General features: G+C 62.2%; 12 protein-coding genes. 6 read left to right on the forward strand and 6 right to left on the reverse strand.

All coding sequences use genetic code 11. The features are described from left to right. The first annotated feature begins 1 nt into the window (after position 1). From O7A61_RS15530 to O7A61_RS15545, 4 genes are read left to right on the forward strand one after another with little or no spacing between them, the layout of a single operon-like run. Positions 2–1,387, forward strand: coding sequence for an aminotransferase family protein (locus tag O7A61_RS15530; RefSeq protein ID WP_337130537.1), 1,386 nt, complete (start codon positions 2–4; stop codon positions 1,385–1,387). A gap of 5 nt (positions 1,388–1,392) precedes the next feature. Then, positions 1,393–2,322 carry a 3-keto-5-aminohexanoate cleavage protein gene (locus tag O7A61_RS15535; protein WP_337130538.1) on the forward strand — a complete coding sequence of 310 codons (930 nt, stop codon included), beginning with the start codon at positions 1,393–1,395 and terminating at the stop codon, positions 2,320–2,322. Between the two features lie 19 nt (positions 2,323–2,341). Beyond that, positions 2,342–2,845 (forward strand): GNAT family N-acetyltransferase, encoded by a 504-nt coding sequence (locus O7A61_RS15540; protein ID WP_337130539.1) that lies wholly within the window; start codon positions 2,342–2,344, stop codon positions 2,843–2,845. Then, on the forward strand, positions 2,842–3,870 hold the full coding sequence (locus O7A61_RS15545; protein WP_337130540.1) for a histone deacetylase family protein: 1,029 nt from the start codon (positions 2,842–2,844) through the stop codon (positions 3,868–3,870). The genes O7A61_RS15540 and O7A61_RS15545 overlap by 4 nt, the downstream gene beginning before the upstream one ends. A 15-nt stretch (positions 3,871–3,885) precedes the next feature. Here the strand turns inward: O7A61_RS15545 and O7A61_RS15550 are convergent, their stop codons facing one another. From O7A61_RS15550 to O7A61_RS15560, 3 genes are all read right to left on the reverse strand, one after another. After that, the gene (locus O7A61_RS15550) at positions 3,886–5,154 is read right to left on the reverse strand and encodes a cysteine desulfurase-like protein (protein WP_337130541.1); all 1,269 of its coding nucleotides are present in this window, start codon (positions 5,152–5,154) and stop codon (positions 3,886–3,888) included. Between the two features lie 47 nt (positions 5,155–5,201). Continuing rightward, positions 5,202–6,269 carry an aldo/keto reductase gene (locus tag O7A61_RS15555; protein ID WP_337130542.1) on the reverse strand — a complete coding sequence of 356 codons (1,068 nt, stop codon included), beginning with the start codon at positions 6,267–6,269 and terminating at the stop codon, positions 5,202–5,204. Positions 6,270–6,387: 118 nt separating this feature from the next. Further along, positions 6,388–6,849: a hypothetical protein gene (locus tag O7A61_RS15560; protein WP_337130547.1), complete on the reverse strand. Its 462-nt coding sequence runs from the start codon at positions 6,847–6,849 to the stop codon at positions 6,388–6,390. A gap of 388 nt (positions 6,850–7,237) precedes the next feature. Here O7A61_RS15560 and O7A61_RS15565 point away from each other — a divergent pair, with 388 nt between their 5' ends. Continuing rightward, complete coding sequence (locus tag O7A61_RS15565; RefSeq protein WP_084636818.1) at positions 7,238–7,402, forward strand: hypothetical protein; 165 nt, start codon at positions 7,238–7,240, stop codon at positions 7,400–7,402. Positions 7,403–7,446: 44 nt separating this feature from the next. Here O7A61_RS15565 and O7A61_RS15570 read toward each other — a convergent pair whose 3' ends face one another. Then, on the reverse strand, positions 7,447–7,953 hold the full coding sequence (locus tag O7A61_RS15570) for a DUF1993 domain-containing protein (RefSeq protein ID WP_140506332.1): 507 nt from the start codon (positions 7,951–7,953) through the stop codon (positions 7,447–7,449). Between the two features lie 140 nt (positions 7,954–8,093). On the opposite strand from O7A61_RS15570, the gene O7A61_RS15575 reads away from it, so the two are divergent. Continuing rightward, positions 8,094–9,143, forward strand: coding sequence for a DUF1176 domain-containing protein (locus O7A61_RS15575; RefSeq protein ID WP_337130543.1), 1,050 nt, complete (start codon positions 8,094–8,096; stop codon positions 9,141–9,143). A gap of 20 nt (positions 9,144–9,163) precedes the next feature. Here O7A61_RS15575 and O7A61_RS15580 read toward each other — a convergent pair whose 3' ends face one another. Together O7A61_RS15580 and O7A61_RS15585 are read right to left on the reverse strand one after the other, a co-directional pair. After that, on the reverse strand, positions 9,164–10,072 hold the full coding sequence (locus O7A61_RS15580) for an alpha/beta hydrolase (protein WP_337130544.1): 909 nt from the start codon (positions 10,070–10,072) through the stop codon (positions 9,164–9,166). 32 nt (positions 10,073–10,104) lie between these two features. After that, positions 10,105–10,735 (reverse strand): nucleotidyltransferase family protein (locus O7A61_RS15585; RefSeq protein WP_337130545.1); only part of this gene is annotated, 631 nt, incomplete at its 5' end.

Here is a 10,735-nt window from a genome sequence, read left to right on the forward strand (position 1 = left end):
CATGTCGAAAGTCCAGCCCGCCGTTCAAGACACCGATGCCCGGCGCCAATCGCATCTGTTCTACCTCTCCAGCCTGCGCCGGCCGCTGATCGACCGCGCCGAAGGCATCTACATGTGGACGCAGGATGGCCGCCGTTTCATCGACGGATCGAGCGGCCCGATGGTCGCCAATATCGGCCATTCCAACCGCAATGTGCTCGATGCGATGAAGCGGCAGATGGATCGCGCCACCTTCGCCTACCGGCTGCATTTCGAAAACGAGCCGGCGGAAGAACTGGCGCGAGAACTGGCTGGAAAATTGCCGGAAGGAATGGACCGCATCTTCTTCGTCTCCGGCGGCTCCGAGGCGACGGAATCCTGCATCAAACTGGCACGGCAATGGGCTGTCGCCACCGGCCAGGCCAGCCGCTGGAAAGTGATCACCCGCTTTCCTTCCTATCATGGCGGCACGCTTGGTTCGCTTTCGATTACCGGCGACGATGCGCTGGCCGAGACTTTCACACCGATGATGCGAGTGATGCCGACCGTGCCGGCACCGACCGCCTGGCGCGACCGCGACAATCTCTCGATGGAGCAGCGTGGCGTCCGCTATGCCGACATGCTGGAGGAAAAGATCCTCGCCGAAGGTCCTGAAAGCGTCGTCGCCTTCATCATGGAGCCGATCGGCGGCGCCGCGACCGCGGCCCTGGTGGCGCCGGACAGCTATTACGCCCGCATCCGCGAGATCTGCGACCGCTACGGAATCCTGCTGATCCATGACGAGGTGATGAGCGGTGCCGGCCGCACCGGGAAATTCCTCGGCGGCGACCACTGGAACTGCAGGCCTGATATCGTCGCGCTGTCGAAGGGGCTGGGTTCGGGCTATGCGCCACTCGGCGCGCTGGCGGCGCCGATGCGACTGGTCGAGCCGCTGCTCGCGTCAGGCGGTTTCCAGCATGGCCACACCTATGCCGGCAATCCGCTGGCCTGCGCCGCCGGGCTTGCGGTGCTGGGCGAAATGGACCGGCTCGACCTGATCGCCAACGCTGCCGCCATGGGTGACGTGCTGATGGACGGGCTGAAGGGGCTGGCGAAGCGCTTCCCGTTCATCGCTGACGTGCGCGGCAAAGGCTTGCTCACCGGTGCCGAAATGGTCGCCGATCCCGATACGCTGAGGCCAATCGACCAAGGCAAGAAGGCGACGCAGCGGCTGCTCGACCTCGCCTATGAGCGCGGGCTGATCATCTATGGCCGCAGGGTCAAGGGCGGCGTCGACGGCGACAATTTCATGGTGGCGCCGCCGATGATCGTCACCAGCGAGCAGGTCGGCGAGATCATCTCCATCATCGGCGACTCGCTTGAAGTTCTGGCCTCCGAGCTAGACCTGCCGGTCGAAGGCCGGGGATAGAGCAAATGGCACCGCGTAAAGTCATCATCACCTGCGCCGTCACCGGTTCGGTGCACACGCCGTCGATGTCGCCCCATCTGCCGGTGACGCCGGACCAGATTGCCGCGGACGCCATCGCGGCGGCCGAGGCCGGCGCCTCGATCCTGCATCTGCATGCCCGCGACCCAAAAGACGGCCGGCCGACCGCCGATCCCGATGTGTTCATGCAGTTCCTGCCGCGCATCAAGCAGGCGACCGATGCGGTGATCAACATCACCACCGGCGGCTCCTCGCTGATGACGCTCGACCAGCGGCTCGCGGCACCGCTGCGGGCTGAACCTGAAATGTGCTCGCTCAATATGGGTTCGATGAATTTCGCGCTGTTCCCGATGCTCGAAAAGCCAAGGGAATGGCAGCACGAATGGGAACCGAAGCTGCTCGAAGCCACGCGCGACACCATCTTCAAGAACACCTTCGCCGACATGGAAGGCGTGCTCGAGCGGCTGGGCAAAGGCTGTGGCACCCGCTTCGAGTTCGAGTGCTACGATGTCGGCCACCTCTATTCGCTGGCGCATTTCCGCGACCGGGGGCTGGTGTCGGGACCGCTGTTCATCCAGTTCGTGCTGGGCATCCTGGGTGGCATCGGCGCCGACCCTGACAATCTCGTCCATATGAAGCGCATTGCCGACAAATTGTTCGGCGACAGCTACCAGTTCTCGGTGCTCGCCGCCGGCCGGAACCAGATGCCGCTGATCTCGATCGCAGCGGCGATGGGCGGCAATGTGCGTGTCGGGCTGGAAGACAGCCTCTACGATGGCCGCCAGCTGGCGAAATCCAACGCCGACCAGGTGCGCCGCATCCGTGGCATTCTTGACGGGCTTTCTCTGGAGATTGCCACACCTACGGAAGCGCGCGACATGCTGGCGCTCAAGGGCGGTGACCGGGTGGCGTTTTGACGAGATGACAGCGCCTGTGATGAGTGCGATCCTCCTCCGCCCCGGCACCATCGATGATGTCGAAACCATCCACGCGGCGATCCTGAAACTTGGCAGCCATATCGGTGCACCCGAGGAAATCATCGCGACGGCGGACGATCTCAGAATCTGGGGCTTCGGCGAAAGGCCCGCCTTCTCGACCCTGATCGCCGAAGTCGATGGCGAATTCGCCGGACTTTGCCTGCATTTCCCGATCTTCTCGACATGGATGGGCCGGCCTGGCGTCTATGTGCAGGACCTCTATGTCGAGGACCGGTTCCGTGGCCGCAAGATCGGCGAGCGCCTGCTGCGGCGCGTGGCGGCCGAGTGCCGCAACCATGGCGGGGTCTATCTCAGGTTGTCCGTCGATACCGACAATGAGGGCGCCAAGGCCTTTTACGAGAGGCTGGGCATTGCCTGGTCGAGTTACGAGCAGACGCAGAAAATCATCGGCGAGGCCTTTTTCGCCTTCGCCGACGCGCCGGAAAATGGGGAGCAGGAATGAAAGCCTTCTATGCGCAGGAGCAGAAGCGGCACGACCCCAAGGCCTTTCTTTCCAGCGGCGCGGCGCAGCCCAACCCGGAAAAACCGGAACGCGTCGAAAGATTGTTAGCCGGCGCAAAGTCCGCCGGCTGCACGATCGAGCGGCCGCGCGATCACGGCCTCGGCCCGGTCTCGGCGGTGCACACACCCGAATATCTCGACTTCCTCGAACATATTTTCGAACGCTGGCAGCGCATCGCTGGGGCATCGGCCGAGGTCATCCCCAACATCCACCCGATCGCCCGCAACGGCTCCTATCCGGCCTCCGCCGTCGGCCAGGCCGGATATCACATGGCCGACACCGCTTGCCCAATCTCAGGCGAGACATGGCAAAGTGCACTGTGGAGCGCCTGGAGCGCGGTCGAGGCGGCGGAAACGGTGATGGCAGGCGCTTCCGGCGCCTATGCATTGTGCCGCCCGCCCGGCCACCACGCCTTTGCCGATGTCGCCGGCGGCTTCTGCTTCATCAACAACTCAGCCGTTGCGGCACAAATACTGCGCAAACAGGCGGCCCGCGTGGCGATCCTTGATGTCGACCTGCATCACGGCAACGGGACGCAAGGCATTTTTTATGCGCGACCTGATATGCTGACGGTGTCGCTGCATGCCGATCCGGTGCGGTTCTACCCGTTCTTCTGGGGCCACGCCGACGAGCGCGGTGAAGGTCCGGGACTTGGCTACAATTTCAACCTGCCGCTGCCGCGGAAATCCGCGGATGCGGCGTTTCTGGAAGCGCTCGACGTGGCGTTCCAGCGTATCCGCGCCTTCTCCCCCGATGCGCTGGTCGTGGCGCTCGGCCTCGACGCGTTCGAAGGCGATCCGTTCGGCGGGCTCTCGGTGACGACGCCGGGCTTTTCGCGCATCGGCGAGGCGATCGCCGGGCTTGGCCTGCCGACGGTCATCGTCCAGGAGGGCGGCTATCTCTGCGACGCGCTCGGCGACAATCTCACCGCCTTCCTCACCGGTTTTGGCGGCAAGGCGCGGTGACAATGCAAGCTCGCGTCAGGGGCGTTGCTGTCTGAGCATGGCGATCACCCGGTGAACGCTCTCAAGCGTCTCGTCGATTTCGGACGCCGTATTGTAGTGCGCGATGCCGATGCGCACGACGCCCTGCTCGGCAGGAATGCCGAGCTGGTGGACGATCTCCAAGGCATAGTTGTGGCCCGACCACAGGAAGATGTTTTCGGCGTTCATCTGCCTCACGATCGTTTCGGGCACTATGCCGTCCACGGTGAAGGAGACAGTCGGCACGCGATCGCCGAGCCGTTTCGGATCGGTGATGCCGTGGACGGTCAGCCCGGAAATATCGGACAGCCCATCGATCAGCCTTTGTGCCAGCGGGTTTTCATAGGCGATGGAGACTTCGAACGCCTTGGCAATCCTGCGCCTTCTCGACCCGTCCTCGCCGGCCGACGTGCCGAGTCCGGCAAAATAGTCGACCGCGGCCGTGAGCCCGGCCATCAGTTCGATCTGCGGCGTGCCGAGTTCGAAACGCTCTGGCAGTCCGTTCGAGGAACAGCGGCATTTATAGGCTTTCAGACCGTCGATGACGTCGCGCCGGCCCCACAATATGCCCATATGCGGACCGAAGAATTTGTAGGCCGAGCAGATCAAAAAATCGCAGCCGAGCTCCTGCACGTCGATCAGGCCATGCGGTGCGAATTGCACGGCGTCGACATAAACCAGCGCGCCGGCCTGTTTTGCAAGTTGGGTCAAGGACTTGACCCTGTTGATCGAGCCTGTGAGATTGCTGGCATAGTTCAACGCCACCAGCCGAGTCTTCCCGGACAACAGGCTTGCCAGCATCGCCTCCTCGATCTGCCAGGTCTTTTCGTCGAACGGCAGCCAGTGCACGACGAGGCCAAGGTCCTCGGCCAGTTGCAGCCAGGGCGACACATTGCCCTCATGGTCCATGCGGGTGAGGATGATTTCGTCGCCGGGCTTCATCGTGCGGCCGAGCGTGCGTGACATGTGATAGGTCAGCGTCGTCATGTTGGCGCCGATGATGATTTCCTGCGGGCTCGCCGCACCGAGGAAATCGGCCATCGCCTGATGCGCCTCGTCGACGACCTGCTGCGCCGCGATCGTCGTTTCAAAATGGCCGCCGAGATTGGCGTTGGTCGTGAGCAGGCAGCGCGAGACCGCGTCGGCCACAGCCTGCGGCACCTGCGTGCCGGCAGGATTGTCGAGATAAATGCGGCGACGGCCCTTGTCGGTCAGCAAGAGAGCGGGAAATTTCCCACGCACGGCCTCGATCGAAAAGTCCACCATTGTCTTCCCCCGTTGCTGTTACTCGACAATTCCGCGCCCGGAATCGATTACGGACAGGGATTGCCCACCCTCTGGTGAACGGCATCCACCGCCTTCTGCATTTCTTCGGTCCAGACGACATCCACCGAGGACAGCGCCATTTCCAGTTGGGAAATGGTTGTCGCGCCGATGATGTTGGAGGTCACGAAGGGCCGGCTCGAAACATAGGCATTGGCAAACAGCGCCGGCTCCAGGCCGAAAGAGCGCGCCAGTTCATTGTATTCGAGTTGCGCTTCGGCGGCATTGGGCGTCTCATAACGCTGACCGCGATTGAACAGTTGCGAGCGCGAGCCCTGCGGGCGGGCGCCGTGATCGTATTTGCCGGTCAGATACCCCTGTGCAAGCGGCGAATAGGCAAGCAGCGACACCCCTTCGCGCTCGCAAATCTCGGCGAGGTTTACCTCGAAGGTGCGGTTGACGAGGTTGTAGGCGTTCTGGATCGAGGCGACGCGCGGACCGATCTCTTGGCCGGCCTCTGCGAGGAAGCGCATCACGCCCCACGAACTCTCGTTCGAAAGGCCGAAATGGCGGATTTTTCCTGCCTTCACCAGTTCCTCGAACACCGCGAGCGTCTCGGCGATCGGCGTTTCGCCGACTGGTGCGCCGACAGAATCGGCACGCCGCGCCACCGCCCCGATGCGCGTCGGGTTGGCACCCCAGGGGATCTCTCGTTCCGGCCAATGGATTTGATAGAGGTCGAGATAGTCCGTGCCGAGCTTGGCCAGCGACTTGTCGATGGCATCAAAGATATCGGCCCGTACCAATTGAGAGGGCCGGTCACCGCGAAACCAGGCATTGGCCGTGCGGCCGACGACCTTTGAGGCAAGGATCACCTTGTCACGATTGCCCTTGGCCTTCATCCAGCTGCCGATGATCTTCTCGGTCCGCCCTTGCGTCTCCGCCTTGGGCGGGATCGGACAGAGTTCGGCGGTGTCGATGAAATTGACGCCACGCGAGAAGGCCAGGTCCATCTGGGCATGGCCCTCGGCCTCGGTGTTCTGCTGGCCCCAGGTCATCGAACCAAGGCAAATCTGGGTAACAAGAAGATCGGTCCGACCGAGACGGCGTTTGTGCATGGAATTCTGCTCCGGAGGGAAGGTATGCGCGGCTGCGCGGAGAGGAAATCGCATCTTATAGGAAAGCGGAGGCGCTCTCCAAGCCTCGCCGGGCCGACTTTTGCGTGAGCAGGGGCGGTTAGCGGCGTACGGCGGCCACGGCCCGGCGCTTGGCCTCGTCGATCAGCATATTGGCGATCTGCATGCGGATCATGGCGCGCTGGCGCAAATGCGGGGCAACGCGGTCGGGATGATTGGCGAAAGCAAAGCTGCGGCGCATGCGACCGAAATCGGCAGCGCTCTTGGGCTCATCCAATCCCAGTTCGACCGCAATCGATTCAGGATCGATTAGCGGTAATTTTTCTTCCGGCTTCGGCTCTTCGCCAGCCAGGGCGAGCCTGGCCTGTTCAAGCAAGGCAGCAAATTCGCCGGCCAGATCGACACCAGCCTCGCGATATTCCGCGGCGGATACCTTGATGCGGCCGGAATGGAGTTCATCGGCGACCGAGAGATAGTCGAACGGGATGGATGGGCGCGCGCCGGTCTCCTCGCCCTCGCTGCCGTCGCCTTTGTCGGAGGCAACGAAGAGGGCGTCGAGCAGTGATGCAAAATCTCGCTTGGCGCCGGTAGCGATGTCAGCCTCCCCCTTGCCTGACTGTCTGGATTACCGAGCATAGAACCGGCTCGTTAAAAATACATGCCACCGGTCTTAACGAATTTAGCCGTTGCGAGGATTGCTATCGAGGATCAATGCTCCCCAAACCAAAACCGGACTGCACCTTCATGCAGTCCGGAATTCGCCGGCGAGGAAAAACTGGCCATGTGCCAGCTTCGAAGCCTACGACTGGCGCGGCGCAGAAGTCCCATCGGAGCCGCAAAAAAATTCTAAAAAATCATCCGGGCATGGCAGGCATGCAAATGCTGCACTGCACAATCTTCACGATTCACCTATACTGTCTGGCGTGGAGGACCAATCAGGAGCCTGAAACATGGGTTTCTTCACGGAAATGTTCGCCCGGCCGCGCCCGCAGGAACATCAGAGGTATCGCGCGGCGCTCGCGTTGCTTCATTCAATGAGCAATGCCGAGCGTGCCGACATCGGCGTCAAGCCCGCCGATTTCCCGCGCATCGCCCGCGAAATGTCCATCCGCTAAGCAGGTGCGAGATGTCCCGGATCGATCCAGGACATCTCAATTCCTCAACGCGATCCCAGGAACGTCGCCTTGCCAAGCGGCACGCCATTGTGGCGAAGGATGTCGTAGGCGGTGGTGAGGTGGAAATAGAAGTTGGGCATGGCCACATGCAGCAGATACTGCATGCCGCGCAATGTCGTTTCCCGGCCCGCCAGCTTCAACTCGATCATCCTGTCATCCGACCCGTCGATATCGGCTGCCGAAAAAGTCGCCAAATAGGCGACCGTCTTGGCGATCCGCGCTTCGAGTTCGGCAAAGCTTGCTTCATTGTCCTCGTATTTCGGCACTTCGCGGCCGGCCAGCCGTGACGGCGCGCCCTTGGCATGGTCGGTTGCGATCTGCACCTGCCGGGTCAGCGCGAACATGTCGGGCGCAAGCCGCGCCGTCAAAAACACCTGCGGGTCGATCTTGCGATCAAGCGCATTCTGTTCGGCTGCCGCCAGCACACTGGAAAGTGCCTTCAGCCTGGCTGAAAACACGGGCACGGATGCCTCATACATCGATATCGTCACGTCAGATCTCCTGTCCGGCAGGAACGCCGGCGGAAAGACGTAGCGCCCTCAAGCGCGATTCTTCAAGCTGAAGCCGCACGGCGTCACCACGTCGCCGCAATCGCCATGGTAGAATCTTCGTTATCGAGCGGAGATTCCCGATGAGACGCGCCCTTCTCGCAGCGACTGCCCTTCTCTCCCTTGCCACGACAGGCCAGACGGCATTGGCCGCCAGCGATACACCCGAAGCGCCTTACGTCGATGATCGGTCGAGCGCGGATGCGGTCGTCCGCTCTCTCTACAGCGCCATCAACCGGCATGAATTCGCGCGCGCCTGGAGCTACTACGGCGATACAAAGCCGGCAAAGGATTTCGATACATTCGTCAAGGGCTATGACGGCACCGACAGGGTGGAGGTCAGGACCGGTCCGATTTCGGACGAGGGCGCGGCGGGCAGCATCTATTACAACGTCCCGGTCGCCATCCAGGCAACCGACAAGAAGGGCGAAGCGAAGGTTTTCGCCGGCTGCTACACGCTGCGCCAGGTCAATGCCCAGATCCAGGCGCCACCCTTCCAGCCGATCTTCATCGACAAGGGCGCGCTGAAGCCCTCCACCGCCGATCTCGACGAGGCGTTGCCGCCAAGCTGCGGCGACGGTCCGCCGCCGCCGAAGAAGGATACCGCGCTGGAACAGGCGAAGAAGGCCTTCCTCGCGACCTATGGCGACCAGTGCGACAAGGATCTTTTGGCCAATGAGCCGGAGGTCTTTTCGATCAAATACAAGGACAAGAATGCTCAGCCGGGCGACCCGGACAAGGAAACCCGCCTGTTCCACTTCTCCTGCTCGGCCGCCGCCTACAATGAAAGCTCGGTCTATTACATGACCGACGAGGTGGACGGTGTCAGGCAATTGCAGTTCGCCGAACCTCAGACCGATATACGCTACGAGAATAATGACAGCGAAGGCAAGCTGTTGAGTGTAACGGTAATCGGCTTCCAGACCACAGGATGGGCGGTCAATTCCGACTATGACCAGGACGCTCACACGATCACCACGTTCAACAAATGGCGCGGCGTCGGCGATGCTTCGGACGCCGGGACGTATCTGTTCCGCAACGGCGATTTTTCGCTGGTCCAGTATGACGTCGACGCATCCTATGACGGCGAGGAGAATCCGCAGACCATTGTCGACTACAACACCGCGCCTTAGAGCGGTCCACACATTGGCCTTTACGGCGCCTTCGACAGCATCCAATTGAGCGTGCCGCGCCAGTCGACCATGCGGATCGGCGTGCCGTGGGTACCGGTTTCGAAGCGGACGAAGCGGGTCGGATAGGTTTTTGATTTCGCGAGGATGGAGCGGAAGAACGCTTCCTGGCTGGCCACGGGAAAGACCACGTCATGGCTGCCCTGGCCGAAGAACACTGGCACGCGACGCTTGAAGGCGGGACTTGCGAGAAAGCTCTCGTCCCACAGCGATCCGAGCAGCAGCAGTCCATTCACGCGGCCGCCAGTATCCTTGCGTGCGGCAAGCTTCCAGCACAGCGCGCCACCCATCGAGCCGCAGGCGACGAAGATTTTCGCGCCCGGGGACTGTTCGGCATAGTGGTCGATCAGGGCAGCGACCAGTGCTGCGCCCTTATCGCCGAAATCAGGAAAATCCGGAGAGATATAGAGCCCGCCATTGCCGGCCATCAGGTTCTTGAGGCGGTTGAAATTGCCGCCGAAGGTGAAGTCGTCGACGCCTTGCTTGCGGCTGCCGCCCTGCCCGTGCAGATAGAGCACGATGATCGCGGCCCCTTGAGTCTTGCCGACGGCGACATGCCTGACATCGCCGGCGTCCGTCTTCAGCATCAAATCCTGCTGCACCTTGCGCACGCCGGTGTCGGTGTACTGGGCATGCACGCGCTTTTCCGGCACCTCGTCGCGCTGGTTGATGTCGCGCATCTCACGGTAGTCGAGGACCGTGTAGGCGCCGTTGCTGTCGGATGAGAGCGTCGCCGGATAGGTGAAGACATCGTCCTTGAACGGTTTTAGCGTGAGAGCATCAGCGCAGGCAGCGATCGGAAATATGATTGCAGCCAGAAAGGCCAGGAAAGCGCGAGATAAGCGGCGGCGAAGCAAGATGGGGAATGCCATACAGAAGGCATGCGGAATACAGGTCGGGTTTGTCAATCCTGCAGCACGCCGCCTGCGCTTTCCAGCGCCTCTCGGGTGTCGACATCGACGGATGCGCCCTCGCCGATCTCGACATCGATGACATCGAGCCCCTCGGCCTCGACCAGATGGCGTGCGCCGGTGTCGCCTTCGAGACGGGCGAGGGCCGCGAACAGCGAACGCGGCAGGAGCACCGGATTGCCGCGTTTGCCTTCATGCGAGGCGCGGACCACTGAGTTGCCGCCGGCCCGGCGGAAGGCATCGACGAGCCTGTCAAGGTCGTCGGATGCGACACCCGGCATGTCTCCCAGAACGATCATGGCACCGGCGACGTCTTGCGGCAGATAGGCAATTCCGGCCTTCAGCGAGGTCGACAGGCCATCGGCAAAGTCGGGGTTGTCGGCGAAGATGACGTCGAGGCCCGACAATGCCGCGCGTACCCGCTCGCGCTGATGGCCGGTGACGACAATCGTGCCTGAAGCCTTCGAGGCGAGCGCGCGTTCAGTGGTGCGGCGCACCAGCGGTTGACCATCGAACAGCGCCATCAGCTTGTTCGGTCCGCCCATGCGGCTCGACCGGCCCGCCGCCAGAAGCACGATCCCGACCTTGAGCCGGTTTTTGGCCGGCAGCGGCTCGCGCGGCTGC

This window comes from Mesorhizobium sp. Cs1321R2N1, from assembly GCF_037179725.1.
GTDB lineage: Bacteria > Pseudomonadota > Alphaproteobacteria > Rhizobiales > Rhizobiaceae > Mesorhizobium > Mesorhizobium salmacidum.